Genomic DNA, 14,688 nt, shown 5'->3' with positions numbered 1-14,688 from the left:
TCCCGGGTGATCCTATGCGCGGAGGTTATTGACGCAAGTTCATGCTATAATGTCTTTGACAGGATTGGCAAGTCGCGACAGGCTGCTGCGAGACCAGAAGGAATGCCCGCCATGCGCCGCCGCAGCCTGATGCTCGCCACGCCCATGCTGCTCGCCACGCCCGGGGTGCGCGCCCAGGCGGCAACCTTGCCCTTCTACACGGCCGGCCCCGGCAGCGCCTTCCTGCCCTATGGCGAGGCCGTTGCGCGCTTCGCCGCGACGAAGGGCGTGATGCTGGAGGTGCGGCGCTCAGCCGGCAGCCTGGAGAATTTGCGGCGGGTGGAGGATGAGCCGGGCGCCATCGGCACCGCCTTCCTCGGCAGCGTGGTGGATGCTTTGCAGGGTACGCCGGCCGCCGGCGGGCGCAGGCACCGTGCGGTGCGGGCGCTGTTTCCCATGTATGAGACCGGCTTCATGGCCGCCGCCCCGCGTGCTCGCGGCCTGGTGCGCTTTGCCAATCTGGCGGGGAAGAAGGTTGGCTGCGGCCCCGCGCGCGGCCCGGCCGAGACCTTCTTCCGCGCCGCCGCCGAGGTCGCCGGCATCACCGCCGAGATCGTCTCCGGCGACAGCGCCCCTCTGGCGGAGGCGACGCTGCGCGGCGAGATCGACGCGCTGTGGCAGGGCGCCGTGCTGCCGATTCCGGCGCTGGTGATGGTCGCCGATGGCACGGACAGCGTCATCATCGGGCCGGGGGAGGAGGTCTCGCGTGGCGTTGTCGCCCGGCTGCCGCATCTGGCGCCGCTGACGGTCGCCGCCGGCACCTATCGTGGACAGAACGCGCCAGTGATGTCCTTCGCCGCGTGGAACTTCGTCATCGCCAATGCGGCGCTGCCGGAGGAGGTGGCCTATGCCGTGACCCGCGCCGTGCTGTCGGCCGGCGATCCGCGGCAGGAGATCTCGGCCGCCGCCGCCGGTACGCGGGCGGCGAATGCCGGCACGAACCGGGTGCTGGCCTTCCATCCGGGTGCGGTCCGCGCGCTGCGGGAGGCCGGGGCGACGGTGCCGGAGATCGCGCAGCCCACCTGATCCTTCAGCCCGCCACCAGCCGCGCCGTCACCAGGTGCTGCGGTGCCGCGGCCAGGTCGGCGCGCATCGCCGCCTCATCGGTCCATCGCGTGCCGGCCTCGAAGCGGCGCGCATGCCAGTGCAGCGTCACGTCCGGCAGGCGGAACGGCCAGGGCGCGATGGCCAGCACGCCCTCCGACTCGCGCAGCGCCAGCTTCACCCGGCCGCCATCGGCCAACGGAGCGGTGCCGACCCCGCCGATGGTCTGCACGCCGCCGCAGACCGCGAGGCTCAGCGCATCCGTCACCGCGACCAGGGCGGAGGCGGCCTCGATCTGCGCAGGCGCGGCGCCGGTCTGTGCCGCGAGGTCCTGCTGCACCACCGCCTGTTCGGCCAGATATCGATCCGCCGCCTCGGCATCGGCGCGGTCGAGCTGGTGGCGGTCAGCGTAGCTGCCATAGATCAAGCTGCCATGGCGGCTGACCAGCAGCGCGACCCAGGGGCCCCAGGAGGCCAAAGCGCGCTGCACGCCTTCTGCCCACATCGGCGCGTGGCGGCTGGCGCCGACGGTGCGGAACATGTGCGGCAGGCCGGTGGACGCATCCAAGGTCGGCGCGGCTTCCCACGCCATCCAGGCGACATCGTGCTGGGCGCAGGCGGTGGCGACATCCTCGAAGGGCGCGACCGGCGCGAAGCCGGGGGCGCCCCAGGCGCGGGCCATCTGGCCGGAAACCAGTGCGTGCATCGGCTGGCTGATCGCCAGGAAGGAACCATCCGCCGCTTCGCGCAACAACATCTGCCGTGACCCGTCTGCCGTTGGAACGCGGTAGCATACCGCGCCGGAACGTGGCGTCCTTGCAAGACTTGCGAGGCACCGGCATATGGCTGCGACTTTGACCTAACGAAATGTCCAGGGCCGAGGGGGTGGTATTGATGCGCGTTGCGGTATTGCGCGAACGTCGCGGAGGCGAAACGCGGGTGGCCGCGACGCCCGAGACGGCGAAGAAACTCATCGCTCTCGGCTGCACCGTTGCGGTGGAAACCGGGGCCGGCCTCGCCTCCGGCTTCCCGGACAGCCAGTACGCCGAGTCCGGGGCCGAGGTCGCGCCGGATGCCGGCACGGCGCTGGCCAATGCCGGGCTGGTGCTGAAGGTGCGCGCGCCGCTCGGCACTGGGGAGGGCGAGGTCGACGAACTCGCCATGATCCCGCGCGGCGCCATCCTGATCGGCACGCTGGGCGCCGACCGCGCCATGGCGGACACCTACGCGCAGCTTGGGATCGAGGCGTGTTCCATGGAGTTGCTGCCGCGCATCACCCGCGCGCAGTCGATGGACGTGCTGTCCTCCCAGGCCAACCTTGCCGGCTACCGCGCTGTGGTGGAAGCGGCGGCGGCGTTCGACCGCGGCTTCCCGATGCTGATGACGGCGGCCGGCACCATCCCGGCGGCGAACGTCTTCGTCATGGGCGCCGGCGTCGCCGGATTGCAGGCCATCGCAACGGCGCGGCGCCTCGGCGGGCGGGTCTCCGCCACCGATGTGCGGCCGGCGGCGAAGGAGGAGATCAAGTCCCTCGGCGCCAGCTTCGTCGGCCATGAGGACGAGGAGAGCAAGTCGGCGCAGACCGCCGGCGGCTACGCCAAGCAGCTTTCCGCCGAGTTCTACGCCAAGCAGGCGGAGGTGGTCGCGACCCACATCGCCAAGCAGGACATCGTCATCTGCACCGCGCTGGTGCAGGGCCGGCGCGCGCCGATCCTGGTGAACGAGGCGATGGTCGCCTCCATGAAGCCGGGCAGCATCATCGTGGACCTTGCCGCGGACGCGGGCGGCAATTGTGCCGCGACCGTGCCGGGTGAGCTCGTCGTGACGTCGAATGGCGCGAAAATCCTGGGCTACCGCAACTGGCCGGGGCGGATTTCCGGTGCCTCCTCCGCGCTGTATGCGCGCAACCTGCTGACCTTCCTGACCACCTTCTGGGACAAGGACGCGAAGAAGCCAGTGCTCAATCCGGAGGACGACATCATCAAGGGCGTCACGCTGACCCGCGCCGGCGCCGTGGTCCACGCATCGCTCCCGGCCGCCTGAGGAGATCCTGGCATGACCCCCAATCAGATCGCCAACGAGGCGGCCTCGATCTCGGATCGCGCCGCGCTGCTCGCCGAGCATGCGCGGCAACTGGCCGAGACGGCGGCGCCCGTTGCCGCGGCGGCCGAGCCCTTCCTGCTGCTGCTGACCATCTTCCTGATGGCCTGCTTTGTCGGCTACTACGTGGTGTGGAACGTGACCCCGGCGCTGCACTCGCCGCTGATGGGCGTCACCAACGCGATCTCCTCCGTCATCGTCGTCGGTGCCATCCTGGCCACCGGCCTGGCCGAGAGCGTCGCCGCGCAGATTTTCGGCTTCATCGCCGTGACGCTGGCCTCGGTGAACATCTTCGGCGGCTTCCTGGTGACCCGGCGCATGTTGTCCATGTTCAAGAAGAAGGGCGGCTGAGCCATGGGACAGACCCTTTCGACCCTGGCGTATCTCGTCGCCTCGGTCCTGTTCATCATGGCGCTGCGGGGGCTTTCGAACCCCGAGACCAGCCGCCAGGGCAACCTGTACGGCATGATCGGCATGGGTATCGCCATCCTGGCGACCCTGCTGCGGCCGGGCATGGGCGCGGGCGGCATCGTGCTGGTGCTGGCCGGGCTTGCCATCGGCGGCACCATCGGCACGCTGCTGGCGCAGCGCATCCAGATGACCTCCCTGCCGCAGCTCGTCGCCGCCTTCCACAGCCTGGTCGGCATGGCGGCGGTGTTCGTGGCGGCGGCGGCCTTCTACTCGCCGGAAAGCTTCGGCATCGGCACCGTGGGCAACATCAAGGGTGCCTCGCTGGTCGAGATGTCGCTGGGGCTCGCCATCGGCGCCATCACCTTCTCCGGCTCCGTCATCGCCTTCGCCAAGCTGGACGGCCGCATGTCCGGCGCGCCGATCATCTTCAAGGGCCAGCACATGCTGAACGCGGCGCTGGGCGCGCTGCTGCTGGTGCTGGTGATCGCCTTCGTCGTCACCGGCTCGCCGGCGCTGTTCTGGCTGATCGCGCTGCTGTCCTTCGCGCTCGGCTTCCTGCTGATCATCCCGATCGGTGGCGCGGACATGCCGGTGGTGGTGTCCATGCTGAACAGCTATTCCGGCTGGGCGGCGGCGGGCATCGGCTTCACCATCGGCAATCTGCTCCTGATCGTCACGGGCGCGCTGGTCGGTGCATCCGGCGCCATCCTGTCCTACATCATGTGCAAGGGCATGAACCGCAGCATCATCAACGTGCTGCTGGGTGGCTTCGGCAGTGACTCGGGTGCCGCCGCCGGCCCCGGCGCAGGCAATGCGGACCGTGCGCCGGTGAAGGCCGGCAGCCCGGAGGACGCCGCCTACATCATGAAGAACGCGCAGAAGATCATCATCGTGCCGGGCTACGGCATGGCGGTGGCGCAGGCGCAGCAGGTGGTGCGGGAAATGGCGGACCTGCTGAAGAAGGAAGGCGCCGAGATCTCCTACGCCATCCACCCCGTCGCCGGCCGCATGCCCGGCCACATGAACGTGCTGCTGGCCGAGGCCAACGTGCCCTATGACGAGGTGCATGAGCTGGAGGAGATCAACGCCGAATTCGCCGAGGCCGACGTCGCCTATGTCATCGGCGCCAACGACGTGACCAACCCGGCGGCGAAGACCGACAAGACCAGCGCCATCTACGGTATGCCGATCCTGGACGTGGAGCGGGCCAAGACCGTGTTCTTCGTGAAACGCGGCATGGCCAGCGGCTATGCCGGCGTCGACAACGAGCTGTTCTTCCGCCCGAACACCATGATGCTGTTCGGGGACGCCAAGAAGGTGACGCAGCAGATCGTGCAGAGCCTGCAGAAGTAACCTTCCGCTTCCTCCGGCCGCCCCGTGCGGCCGGAGGAAGCCGAGGCGCCCGCACCAGCTTGGCAGGAGGTGAGGGGGGTCGCATGGACGAGATCCTGCTTTTCGTGGCTGTCGGGTTCGTGGCGCAGATCATCGATGGCGCCATCGGCATGGCCTACGGGCTGACGGCGACCAGTGTGCTGGTCTCGATCGGCACCCATCCCGCCGTCGCAAGTGCGAGCGTGCATGCGGCGGAGGTCTTCACCACAGGTGCCTCCGGCTACGCCCACTGGCGCCTGAAGAATGTCGATGCCCGGCTTCTGGCACGGCTGGCGCTGCCTGGCATCGCCGGCGGCGTGTCTGGAGCGCTGGTGGCTTCAGCCTTGCCGATGCAGATCATCAGGCCGTTGGTCAGCCTCTATCTGCTCGGTATGGGTGGGCTGATCCTGTGGCGTGCGCTGCGCCCGCTGCAGGCAAAGCCAGGACGGCCGGTCGTGCTGCTCGGGCTGACAGGCGGGTTCCTGGATGCGGCGGGCGGCGGCGGCTGGGGACCTATCGTCACCTCCACCCTGATAGGACGGGGAGATGCGCCCCGGATCGCCATCGGGTCGACCAACGCAGCCGAATTCTTCGTCACCTTCGCCATCACGGCGGCTTTCTTCACCACCATCGGCCTGGATCTGTGGCAGGCGATCCTGGGGCTGGTCATCGGCGGGATCCTGGCCGCGCCCTTCGCCGCGCTGATCGCCCGGCACCTCCCGGCGCGGAAGTTGATGCTGCTGGTCGGCCTGGTGATCATGCTGCTGTCGCTGCGCAGCCTGTCCGCATCGCTCGGGTGGCCCTGAGACCAGGTTCAGGATCGGTGCAGGCTGGCCTGACCCAAGGCTGGCCCAGGACCCGTTTACCATCCAGGATGCCACAGTTGCGCTGGGGGGAGGAACATTCGTCCAAATGATCAACGAGACACTCAGCATGGCCGATTTTGGCCGGCTGCCGGACTCCCACCAAAGCGCCTTCCTGGTGCCCTCCGTGCGCGTCGAGACGCTGCCCAAGGACTTCATGTTGTTCAAGCTGACCGCCGGCAAGGCGCAGGCCACGCAATGGGGGATCAGTCCCTGGTGGTCGCCGGTAAAGCCCTTCAAGGAGGATTACGAGGGTGCCTTGGGCCGATACCAGCAGGCGAAGCTGAACGGCATCGATATGAGCGCAATGGTTCGGTTCATGTCTGCGGTCTGCATCGATTGGAACGATCTGGACAATTTTGTTCAGATCAAGCTGAAGGCTGAGTGCCGCGCCTTCTGGGGCCTGTTCGCGCCGCAAAAGAAGCTTTCCGCGACGCCCGCGACCGCCTCGGGCCGCGCCGCAGCCCGGGCGAAGGAAATTTCCGTGAGCGGTGGCGCGCAATTGCCGCCGGACCTCGGCGTGCTGGAAGCCTGGCAGCTTTATGTACCGAACCTGAAGGAGTCGGACATCAGCCGCAGCGGCGTCATCCCGGCGCACGACATGCACGCGCTGGCGATGCATTTCGGCGTCGCCTGAGGCGCGCCGGGTGCCGGCTCAGGACGCCGTGCGTGGCAGGCTTCGCATTGCCCGCGCAAACGCCCCGAGCGTCTGGTCCACGTCATGCGGCTGGTGCGCCGTCGAGACATAGTACTTGCTGTCGCCCTTCAGGATGCCGTCTGCGCGCAGCACCCGGTTCACATGCGCCTGCACCACGCGGTCGGCGCGCAGCGTGGCGCGGTAGTCCCGGATCAGGCCATCGGCGAACACCACGTCGAACAGCGGCGGCTCGCCCACCACCTGCGCCGGCAGGCCGGCCGCGGCGATATGCTCCGACATGCCCTGGATCAGCGCCTGCCCGGTCGCGAAGGCGGCCTCGTAGGTGCCGGGACGGCGCAGGATCTCCAGGGTCTTGAGTCCGGCGACCGCTGCAATCGGATTGCCAGACAGGGTGCCGACCTGCATCAGCACACGGTCTTCCCCGACCAGCGCCTTGTCGAACAGCGACATGATGTCGGCCCGCCCGGCGATGGCGGCCAGCGGGAAGCCACCGCCGACGATCTTGCCCAGGGTGCAGAGGTCCGGCGTCACGCCGTAGTAGGTCTGCGCGCCGCCATAGGCGAAGCGGAAGCCGGTCACCACCTCGTCGAAGATCAGCACCAGGCCGTGCTTCGTGCAGAGGTCGCGAAGCCCTTGCAGGAAGCCGGGGGCGGGCGGGATCAGCCGTTGCAGCGGCTCGACGATGATGCCGGCGAGGTCGTCGGCATGCGCCTCCACCAGCCGCGTCACGGCCTCCAGGTCGTTGAAAGGCGCGACCAGCATGTCATCGGCGACGGATCTCGGGATGCCCGGTGAGTCCGGCACGGCCTGCGGGAAGTTCGCCAGGTGGCGCGGCGCCAGGCTCATCAGCCCGTGGTCGCTCATGCCATGGTAGCCACCCTCGAACTTCAGGATTTTGTCGCGGCCACGGAAGGCGCGGGCGAGGCGCATGGCGTAGAGGTCGGCCTCGGTGCCGGAGCCGACATAGCGGAGTTGCTCCGCGCAGGGCAGCGCATCCACGATCGCCTCGGCGAGCGCGATGCCAGGTTCGTTGTTGGCGAAGAAGGTGGTGCCGCGGGCGAGCTGCTCCTGCACCGCCGCGATAACCTCGGGATGGCCGTGGCCCAGGAACATCGGGCCGGAGCCGAGCAGGAAATCCACATACTCGCGGCCGGCCTGATCCCAGACACGGCCGCCGCGACCCTCCCGCAGGATGATCTCGGCAGGGAAATTGCCAAAGCTGCCGGCGGGCAGCACGCGCCGCGCGCGGGCGATCAGCGCCTGTTCTGCATCCATGCCGTCCATCATGCCGCTCCTCAGAGTCCGGCCAGTAGACCGGGTTCCGATGGGCGCGTGAAGACGGCGCGAAGCCGCGGGCTACGGAGTTTCCTCCGTGCCGCGGTGATCCGGCTTGTCCGTGCCGCGGTGATCCGGCTTGTCAGGTCGGCCCGCCAGGGAGGACGGGCGGTGGAAGGCTCAGAAGCCTTCCCGCTCCAGACGCTTGCGTTCCACCTTGCGCGCACGGCGCACGGCCTCCGCGGCCTCGCGGGCGCGGCGCTCGGACGGCTTCTCGTAATGGCGGCGGAGCTTCATTTCACGGAACACACCCTCACGCTGAAGCTTCTTCTTCAGCGCCTTCAGGGCCTGGTCGATGTTATTGTCGCGGACGACGACCTGCACGCGATGGAACCTCCTGGTTCTGGTGTTAAGGATAGCTGAAACGCGGATGCGCGCCGGCCGGTCCGGGAGATGACCCGAACCGCCAACGCGATGGGCAGAGCCTTAGCACAGGATTCGCGTCGCGCGAAAGACCCTCCCGTAGCGCGCTCGACGCATTACCTTGTGGCTCGCACCAACCGGAACCCGCACCGCCGATGGCCATCCTGAAGATCGCCCGCATGGGCAACCCCGTGCTGATCCGGCCCGCTTTGCCGGTGCCGGACCCCACGGCGCCCGAGATCCGCCGCCTGGTCGCCGACATGGCGGAGACCATGGAGGATGCCTCCGGTCTTGGCCTGGCCGCGCCGCAGGTGCATGTCGGGCTGCGCGTCTTCGTCTGGCGCGGCGGGGCCGGCAACATCCTGGCCATCATCAACCCCGAACTGACTCCGGTCGGTGAGGAGACGGAGGAGGGCTGGGAGGGCTGCCTGTCCATCCCCGGCCTTCGCGGAGAGGTGCCGCGCGCGGCGCGCATCCGATTTCGCGGCTACGACATCGAGGGCCGGTTGATGGAGGGTGAGGCGGCGGGAATGTCCGCCCGGGTGATGCAGCACGAGGCCGACCACCTGGACGGCGTGCTGTATCCGATGCGGATGCCCGACCTCTCGCGCTTCGGCTTCACCGAGGACCTGCACCGCGCAGCGGTCCAGGCCGCGCAAGCCGCCCAGGCCGCACAGACGGCCCGCACCGAGGAGCCGGCATCGTGATCGAACGCAGCGAGGAGCGCGACGAGGCCATCCGCGCCGCCCTGCCGCATGTGCCGGCCCTCGGCTGGACCCGCGCGGCGCTGTCCGCCGGCCTGTCCGACCTCGGCCGCGATGCGCTGGAGCAGGACTGGCTGTTCCCGCGCGGGCCGGTGGAGGCGATCGAGGCCTGGTGCGACCTGGCGGACCGGGACATGGAAGCGGCGGCGGTGGCGGAGGACCTGGCGGCGCAGCGCATTCCCGCCCGAATCCGCCGCGTCGTGCTGATCCGGCTGGAACAGGCCGCGCCGCACAAGGACGCGGTGCGCCGGGCGCTGGCGGTGCAGTCACTGCCCTGGAACCTCGCCTCCGCCGCGCGGACGGTGGCGCGGACGGCGGATGCCATGTGGGCCGCGGCCGGCGATACCTCGGCGGATTTCTCCTGGTACACGCGGCGGGCGACGCTGGCCGGGGTGTATGGTGCGACCCTGGCCTTCTGGCTGCAGGACCAGTCGCCCGACCATGCGGCGACGGAGGCCTTCCTGGACCGCCGGCTGGCCGGGCTCGCAAGGTTCCAGAAGATGCAACGAAGAGCCTGACGCGGCGTTACGTCCCCATTCCGAAGGAGGAGTGGGCTATGAAGGGCATCATGCTGTGGCTGGTCGGGCTACCGATCCCGATCATCATCATCCTGTATCTGATCGGCGTGCTGTAAGATGTTGCGCCGCTGATTTTCTGCTGCGAGGCGCCGGACGATGCGGTAGGAATGCCCGTCATGGGATGCCGTTCGGACCGGGGGGTCCGGCCGCGTCGCTCGGGTTGCGCAACATTGGTTGCGCGGCCCGGTCGGATGCGGCAGGCAGGGCGTCCCCAGGGGAGTTTCCCGAGTCATGCGCCGCGCCAAGACCGCCTTCCGCCTCATCCTCGCCGGCGCCGCCGTCGCCATCGCTGGCCCGGCCATCGCGCAATCCTGCGTGCAGAGCGCCGACCGTACCGCTTTTGAAGTGCGCGCGCTGCAAAGCCAGTTGATGGTGGCGGCGCTGACCTGCGCGCGGGACGACGACTACAACGCCTTCGTCCGCAAGTTCCAGGGCGAGCTCGGCGGCGCCTACAGTTCGATCCAACGGCATTTCCGCCGCACCGCCGGCGGCGGCCACCAGCGTGCGCTGGATGGCTATATCACGACGCTTGCCAACGAGCAGTCGCAGGACGGCATCCGCCAAGGCTCGCGCTTCTGCCAGAATGTCGGCCCGCTGTTCCAGGCCGCGCTGTCGCAGAGCAATGCCAGCTCGCTGGCCGACATCTCCATGGAGCGCAACGTGCTGAACCCGTTCGAGGCGCCGGTCTGCGCCGAGCGCGCGACGACGACGGCTTCGACCCGTGCGCGCCCGGCCGCGCGGGCCGGCACCGCAGCGGCGCGCCGCTGAGGGCGCCTGCGTGAAGCGGTTCTGGGACCAGGCACGCATCGCCGAGGCCGAGGGGCGATTTGCCGTCCTGCTGGATGGCAAGCCGCTGCGGCTGCCCGGGGGCAACCCGCTCAGCCTTCCGGCGCAGCCGCTGGCCGAGGCGGTCGCGGCCGAATGGCAGGCGGCGGGTGGCGAGAAGGGCGGCGAGATGCGGCCCGAGGACGTGCCGCTGACCCGCCTCGTGGGCACCGCGGAGGAGCGCATCGCGCCGGCGCGCGAGGCCACGGTGGCGGCGATCGCCCGGTACGGCGAGACCGAACTGCTGTGCTACCGCGCCGAGGCGGCACGGCTGGCGGCCTGGCAGGCGGAAGCGTGGGATCCCTGGCTGGCCTGGGCGGCGCGGCAGTTGGATGCGCCGCTGCGCGTGACCACCGGCGTGATGCCGGTGGCGCAGCCGGCGGAGGCGCTGGCGGCGCTGCACCGGGCCGTCGCGGGACATTCCACCATGGGCCTGGCCGCGCTCGGCGTCGCGGTCCCGGCATTGGGCAGCCTGGTGCTGGGGCTGGCGGTGGTGCGTGGGGAGGTCTCGGCCGAGGAGGCGCAGCGGCTCGCTTCGCTTGAGGAAGCCTTCCAGGAGGAATTCTGGGGCATCGACCCGGATTCGGCACGGCGCCGGGACGCGGCGGCGGCCGATGTGGCACTGGCTGCCAGGCTTGTCGGCCTCGTGCCGGCGTGACGGCGCTGCTGCTGGCCATCACCGGCCGGGTTCAGGGCGTTGGCTACAGGGATTGGCTGGTGCGGGAGGCGCAGCGGCGCGGCATCCAGGGCTGGGTGCGCAACCGGCCGGATGGCAGCGTGCAGGCGCTGGTGGCCGGCGAGTCCGAGGCGGTGAAGGCTGTGGTCGCAGCGTGCCATCGCGGGCCGCTATTCGCCCGGGTGTCCCAGGTGGCCGAGTCGGCGCATCCGCCTCCGGAGGAGACCGGCTTCACGCGCATGGCGGATGGCTGAACCCGCTTATGCTGCACCGCCGAATTGGCTTGTCGGGGTAGCGGTTCTGCCCTATCTGTTCGCCCGTCGGCGGGTGTTTGCCCGCCGCGCCCCGGCCGCGTGAGCGGGCCCGGCGCTGTCCCACGCGGGACGGTGCGCCTGGAGGCCCGGACCGGGGCGCTGCCCTTGCCTGAGAACGGCGCGGCTTAGCGGACAACATCGGACCGGCCCCGGCACGCGGGTTGGCCCACCGCCACCCCTCCGCCCGCTTATCAGCAGGGCGGCATGACCGGATTCGAATTTTTCATGAGCTTCAGTGAACTCGGCCTTTCCCCGAACATCCTCCGGGCGCTTCAGGAAGAAGGCTACACCACCCCCACGCCGATCCAGCGCGATGCGATCCCGCATGCGCTGACCGGCCGCGACATCCTCGGCATCGCGCAGACCGGCACCGGCAAGACCGCGGCCTTCGGCCTGCCGCTGCTTCACCTGCTGGCCGAATCGAAGGGCCGGCCGCCGCGTGGCGGCTGCCGCGCGCTGATCCTGTCGCCGACGCGCGAGTTGGCCAGCCAGATCGCCGACAGCCTGAAGGCCTATGGCCGCCACCTGGGCCTGTCCGTCTCCGTCATTTTCGGCGGCGTGCCGCATGGCCCGCAGCGCCGCGCGCTCGCCAACGGCATCGACATCCTGGTGGCGACGCCGGGCCGGTTGCAGGACCACATGGATGAGGGCTCCGCGCGCCTCGACATGGTGAATGCGCTGGTGCTCGATGAGGCCGACCAGATGCTGGACAAGGGCTTCTGGCCCGCCATCCGCCGCATCCTGCCGAAGCTGCCGGCGAAGCGTCACACCATGTTCTTCTCAGCGACGATGCCTGCCGAAGTGGCGAAGCTATCCGCCGAGATCCTGAAGGACCCGATCCGCATCGAGGTGGCGCCCGTCGCCACCACGGCGGAACGCGTGACGCAGAAGCTGGTGGTCATCGAGCAGGGCCGCAAGCGCGGCAAGCTGGCCGAGCTGCTGAAGGGCGAGGGCGTCGGTCGCGCGCTGATCTTCACCCGCACCAAGCATGGCGCCGATCGCGTGGTGAAGAACCTGGAGGCCGACGGCATCGCCGCCAACGCGATCCATGGCAACAAGTCCCAGGGCCAGCGGGAACGCGCGCTCGCCGATTTCAAATCGAACCGCGCCCCGGTCCTGGTCGCCACCGACATCGCCGCCCGTGGCATCGACGTGGATGGCGTGACGCATGTGATCCAGCACGACATGCCGGACACCCCCGAGGCCTATGTCCACCGCATCGGCCGCACTGCGCGCGCCGGCGCGTCCGGCATCGCGATTGCGATGTGTGCGCCGGATGAGCGGGAGAAGCTGTGGGCGGTGGAGAAGCTGATTCGCATTTCCATCCCGGCGAGCGACGAGCGCCAGGATGTCACCGTGCCGATGCACCGCACCGCCGGGCGTCCGGATGCGGTGAAGCCGGCCGGCGGCAATCGCGGCCGCAACAGCCCGTCTCGCGGGCGCAACGGCGGCGGCGGTGGCCGCGGCGGGCAGGGTGCTCCGCGCGGGAACGCCGCCCCGGCGCCACGGGCTGGCGACCAGCCGGCGCGTCGCCCAGCGGTCGTCGCCGCGGCGGGCCAGAAGGACCGCAACTGGCGCGAGGGTGATTTCCGCGATGGCGGCAGCGCCCCGGCCTTCATCCGCGGCCGGTAATGGAATAGGTCTCGCGGATGCGCGAGACCGTTCTGATGAAGGGTGAGATGGCGACCATCGTCATCGTCACCACGGAGGCCGGCACGGAAGTGCTGGATGGCGAGGACGAGGTGCTGGAACAGCACGCGGAGGATCGCCACGAGGCGATCCTGCGCCACTACCTCGACCTTGGTTGGGAAATCGAGGAGGACGGCCCGTGACCTCTCCTCTTTCCCTGCAACGGCTTCTGCTGGTCGGGCTTGGCCTGACCCTGGCCGTGGCGTTGGCCGCGCCGCCGCTGGTGGCGCTGCTGCCGTTTCCGGCGGCGGTCGCACTGGGTGGCATGGCGACCTTCACGGCCGGCGTGGCGCTGGCGATCCGCCTGCGCTCCGGCGCCCTGTTCGCGCTCGGCCTGTTCGGCCTGTTCGCCTTTGTCGCGGCGGCGGCGGAATCACAGATCTGGCTGCGCTTTCAGGTCGGGGCGCCGGTCGTGCTCGATTCGGTTGCGGCGGCGGCGCAGCACCCTGCCGCTTCCCGCCTCAGCTTTCCCGAGTCGGTGGCGCGGATGGATCTGGTGGGGGAGGCGCGCAGCAGCATCGCGCGCAGCGCCGGGCCGCCGGTGGAGCTTTCCGCCTTCGCGGTGCCGCTGGTACCGGCCGATTGGCAGCGAGGCCAGTCCGTGGCGGCCTGGCTGGTGTGCGAGCAGGCCAGGTCGGAGACCGCCACACCATGTGGCAGCCAGATGCCGGCTCGTCTGACGCAGGCCATCCGCGCGACCCCGCGCCCGGAGGCGGCGCAGGCCGCCATCGCGCAGCATGGCCTGACGAGCGTTGCCGACCCGGCCTTCCTGGCGCCGGCATCCGGCGGGGCCCTGGACAGGATTGGCGCGGCGCTGATGCTGCTGGCCTGGCCGGCGGTGGCTTGGCTCGCCTGGGCGGTGGGTGTGTTCGTCTACCGCGTGGTGCCCGCGAAGCGCTGAGCTTAAAACGGTTTATCTGGGGCATTTTCGGAGCCCTCAGGCGGTTCCGCCTGACTTGAAAATGCTTCAGCCGAACACCTCGCCCCAGGCCGCCATCAGCGCCGAATCGGCTTCCTCCATCGTCGCCAGCACGCCCAGCCTGTGCAGGCTGGTGACGCCGTGGTCGGGGATGCCGCAGGGGACGATGCCGGCGAAGTGGGACAGATCGGGGTCCACGTTCAGCGCCACGCCGTGCCAGGACACCCAGCGGGTGACGCGCACGCCGATGGCGCCGATCTTTTCCTCCGTCCCGCGGGCGCGGTCGGCGACCCAGATGCCGATTCGGCCGTCGCGCCGTTCGCCGCGGATGTTGAAGCGGTCCAGCGCCCGGATCAGCCATTCCTCCAGGCCACGAACGTAGTCCCGCACGTCGCGTGCGCGCACCGTACCGTGGTCCCGCGTCAGGTCCAGCATGACGTAGCCGGTGCGCTGGCCGGGGCCGTGATAGGTCCACTGCCCGCCGCGCCCGGCGGCGACGGCCGGGAAGCGCGTTTCCAGCAGATCCTCCGGCCTGGCGGAGGTACCGGCCGTGTAGGTCGGCTCATGCTCCACCAACCAGACGGCTTCCTCCGCCGTGCCGTTGCGGATGGCGGCGACGCGCGCGGCCATCGCCTCCAACGCCGCGGCATAGGGCAGGCGGCCCGGTTCGATGGTCCAGGTGGGCGACCACTGCGGGGACGCGGGAAGGGGCGTTGTCGGGTGCGCTGTCATCGGCTAT

At 69.8% G+C, this 14,688-nt stretch carries 18 protein-coding genes; 14 read left to right on the top strand and 4 right to left on the bottom strand.

The genetic code is table 11. From position 1 onward, the window contains the following. Nucleotides 1-111 precede the first annotated feature (111 nt). Nucleotides 112-1,065 (top strand): TAXI family TRAP transporter solute-binding subunit, encoded by a 954-nt coding sequence (locus ACLF3G_RS01510; protein WP_430667545.1) that lies wholly within the window; start codon nt 112-114, stop codon nt 1,063-1,065. A gap of 4 nt (nt 1,066-1,069) precedes the next feature. On the opposite strand, the gene ACLF3G_RS01505 is transcribed toward ACLF3G_RS01510, so the two are convergent. Next, nucleotides 1,070-1,840 (bottom strand): DUF3891 family protein, encoded by a 771-nt coding sequence (locus tag ACLF3G_RS01505; protein WP_430667544.1) that lies wholly within the window; start codon nt 1,838-1,840, stop codon nt 1,070-1,072. A gap of 137 nt (nt 1,841-1,977) precedes the next feature. On the opposite strand from ACLF3G_RS01505, the gene ACLF3G_RS01500 reads away from it, so the two are divergent. The 5 genes from ACLF3G_RS01500 to ACLF3G_RS01480 all read left to right on the top strand — a co-directional run bounded on the left by ACLF3G_RS01500 (nt 1,978) and on the right by ACLF3G_RS01480 (nt 6,465). Next, a complete protein-coding gene (locus ACLF3G_RS01500) occupies nt 1,978-3,126 on the top strand; it encodes a Re/Si-specific NAD(P)(+) transhydrogenase subunit alpha (protein ID WP_430667543.1) in 1,149 nt (382 codons plus the stop codon). A 12-nt stretch (nt 3,127-3,138) separates the two neighbouring features. Beyond that, the gene (locus tag ACLF3G_RS01495; RefSeq protein ID WP_430667542.1) at nt 3,139-3,534 is read left to right on the top strand and encodes an NAD(P) transhydrogenase subunit alpha; all 396 of its coding nucleotides are present in this window, start codon (nt 3,139-3,141) and stop codon (nt 3,532-3,534) included. Nucleotides 3,535-3,537: 3 nt separating this feature from the next. Continuing rightward, a complete protein-coding gene (locus ACLF3G_RS01490) occupies nt 3,538-4,947 on the top strand; it encodes an NAD(P)(+) transhydrogenase (Re/Si-specific) subunit beta (protein WP_430667541.1) in 1,410 nt (469 codons plus the stop codon). 83 nt (nt 4,948-5,030) lie between these two features. After that, the gene (locus tag ACLF3G_RS01485) at nt 5,031-5,771 is read left to right on the top strand and encodes a sulfite exporter TauE/SafE family protein (RefSeq protein WP_430667540.1); all 741 of its coding nucleotides are present in this window, start codon (nt 5,031-5,033) and stop codon (nt 5,769-5,771) included. A 106-nt stretch (nt 5,772-5,877) separates the two neighbouring features. Then, the gene (locus tag ACLF3G_RS01480) at nt 5,878-6,465 is read left to right on the top strand and encodes a hypothetical protein (protein ID WP_430667539.1); all 588 of its coding nucleotides are present in this window, start codon (nt 5,878-5,880) and stop codon (nt 6,463-6,465) included. Nucleotides 6,466-6,483: 18 nt separating this feature from the next. Here ACLF3G_RS01480 and ACLF3G_RS01475 read toward each other — a convergent pair whose 3' ends face one another. Next, nucleotides 6,484-7,761, bottom strand: coding sequence for an aspartate aminotransferase family protein (locus ACLF3G_RS01475; protein WP_430667538.1), 1,278 nt, complete (start codon nt 7,759-7,761; stop codon nt 6,484-6,486). A 180-nt stretch (nt 7,762-7,941) separates the two neighbouring features. Further along, complete coding sequence (gene rpsU / locus ACLF3G_RS01470; RefSeq protein WP_007006360.1) at nt 7,942-8,145, bottom strand: 30S ribosomal protein S21; 204 nt, start codon at nt 8,143-8,145, stop codon at nt 7,942-7,944. A gap of 194 nt (nt 8,146-8,339) precedes the next feature. On the opposite strand from rpsU, the gene def reads away from it, so the two are divergent. The 8 genes from def to ACLF3G_RS01430 all read left to right on the top strand — a co-directional run bounded on the left by def (nt 8,340) and on the right by ACLF3G_RS01430 (nt 13,931). Then, on the top strand, nt 8,340-8,891 hold the full coding sequence (def, locus tag ACLF3G_RS01465; RefSeq protein ID WP_430667537.1) for a peptide deformylase: 552 nt from the start codon (nt 8,340-8,342) through the stop codon (nt 8,889-8,891). Then, nucleotides 8,888-9,466, top strand: coding sequence for a COQ9 family protein (locus tag ACLF3G_RS01460; protein WP_430667536.1), 579 nt, complete (start codon nt 8,888-8,890; stop codon nt 9,464-9,466). Before def ends, ACLF3G_RS01460 begins: the two co-directional genes overlap by 4 nt. A 291-nt stretch (nt 9,467-9,757) precedes the next feature. Continuing rightward, nucleotides 9,758-10,294: a hypothetical protein gene (locus ACLF3G_RS01455; protein ID WP_430667535.1), complete on the top strand. Its 537-nt coding sequence runs from the start codon at nt 9,758-9,760 to the stop codon at nt 10,292-10,294. A 10-nt stretch (nt 10,295-10,304) separates the two neighbouring features. Beyond that, nucleotides 10,305-11,009, top strand: a complete 705-nt coding sequence (locus ACLF3G_RS01450) for an ATP12 family chaperone protein (protein ID WP_430667534.1) — start codon at nt 10,305-10,307, stop codon at nt 11,007-11,009. Next, nucleotides 11,006-11,281 (top strand): acylphosphatase, encoded by a 276-nt coding sequence (locus ACLF3G_RS01445; protein ID WP_430667533.1) that lies wholly within the window; start codon nt 11,006-11,008, stop codon nt 11,279-11,281. Before ACLF3G_RS01450 ends, ACLF3G_RS01445 begins: the two co-directional genes overlap by 4 nt. Before the next feature lie 285 nt (nt 11,282-11,566). Next, nucleotides 11,567-12,973 (top strand): DEAD/DEAH box helicase, encoded by a 1,407-nt coding sequence (locus ACLF3G_RS01440; RefSeq protein ID WP_430667532.1) that lies wholly within the window; start codon nt 11,567-11,569, stop codon nt 12,971-12,973. Nucleotides 12,974-12,990: 17 nt separating this feature from the next. Then, nucleotides 12,991-13,173 (top strand): hypothetical protein, encoded by a 183-nt coding sequence (locus tag ACLF3G_RS01435; protein ID WP_430667531.1) that lies wholly within the window; start codon nt 12,991-12,993, stop codon nt 13,171-13,173. Then, nucleotides 13,170-13,931, top strand: coding sequence for a hypothetical protein (locus ACLF3G_RS01430; protein WP_430667530.1), 762 nt, complete (start codon nt 13,170-13,172; stop codon nt 13,929-13,931). Before ACLF3G_RS01435 ends, ACLF3G_RS01430 begins: the two co-directional genes overlap by 4 nt. 66 nt (nt 13,932-13,997) lie before the next feature. On the opposite strand, the gene lipB is transcribed toward ACLF3G_RS01430, so the two are convergent. Next, nucleotides 13,998-14,681, bottom strand: a complete 684-nt coding sequence (gene lipB, locus ACLF3G_RS01425; RefSeq protein ID WP_430667529.1) for a lipoyl(octanoyl) transferase LipB — start codon at nt 14,679-14,681, stop codon at nt 13,998-14,000. Between the last annotated feature and the right edge of the window lie 7 nt (nt 14,682-14,688).

It is taken from the genome of Falsiroseomonas sp. HC035 (assembly GCF_050563525.1).
Taxonomy (GTDB): Bacteria; Pseudomonadota; Alphaproteobacteria; order Acetobacterales; family Acetobacteraceae; genus Falsiroseomonas.
This window is presented reverse-complemented; position numbering and strand designations above follow the sequence as displayed.

What these genes read in the sequence shown, in the direction of transcription:
- ACLF3G_RS01510 (WP_430667545.1), top strand. Translation starts at nt 112, where the DNA reads ATGCGCCGCCGCAGCCTGATGCTCGCCACGCCCATGCTGCTCGCCACG.
- ACLF3G_RS01505 (WP_430667544.1), bottom strand. Translation starts at nt 1,840, where the DNA reads ATGTTGTTGCGCGAAGCGGCGGATGGTTCCTTCCTGGCGATCAGCCAG.
- ACLF3G_RS01500 (WP_430667543.1), top strand. Translation starts at nt 1,978, where the DNA reads ATGCGCGTTGCGGTATTGCGCGAACGTCGCGGAGGCGAAACGCGGGTG.
- ACLF3G_RS01495 (WP_430667542.1), top strand. Translation starts at nt 3,139, where the DNA reads ATGACCCCCAATCAGATCGCCAACGAGGCGGCCTCGATCTCGGATCGC.
- ACLF3G_RS01490 (WP_430667541.1), top strand. Translation starts at nt 3,538, where the DNA reads ATGGGACAGACCCTTTCGACCCTGGCGTATCTCGTCGCCTCGGTCCTG.
- ACLF3G_RS01485 (WP_430667540.1), top strand. Translation starts at nt 5,031, where the DNA reads ATGGACGAGATCCTGCTTTTCGTGGCTGTCGGGTTCGTGGCGCAGATC.
- ACLF3G_RS01480 (WP_430667539.1), top strand. Translation starts at nt 5,878, where the DNA reads ATGATCAACGAGACACTCAGCATGGCCGATTTTGGCCGGCTGCCGGAC.
- ACLF3G_RS01475 (WP_430667538.1), bottom strand. Translation starts at nt 7,761, where the DNA reads ATGGATGCAGAACAGGCGCTGATCGCCCGCGCGCGGCGCGTGCTGCCC.
- def (WP_430667537.1), top strand. Translation starts at nt 8,340, where the DNA reads ATGGCCATCCTGAAGATCGCCCGCATGGGCAACCCCGTGCTGATCCGG.
- ACLF3G_RS01455 (WP_430667535.1), top strand. Translation starts at nt 9,758, where the DNA reads ATGCGCCGCGCCAAGACCGCCTTCCGCCTCATCCTCGCCGGCGCCGCC.
- ACLF3G_RS01440 (WP_430667532.1), top strand. Translation starts at nt 11,567, where the DNA reads ATGAGCTTCAGTGAACTCGGCCTTTCCCCGAACATCCTCCGGGCGCTT.
- ACLF3G_RS01435 (WP_430667531.1), top strand. Translation starts at nt 12,991, where the DNA reads ATGCGCGAGACCGTTCTGATGAAGGGTGAGATGGCGACCATCGTCATC.
- lipB (WP_430667529.1), bottom strand. Translation starts at nt 14,681, where the DNA reads ATGACAGCGCACCCGACAACGCCCCTTCCCGCGTCCCCGCAGTGGTCG.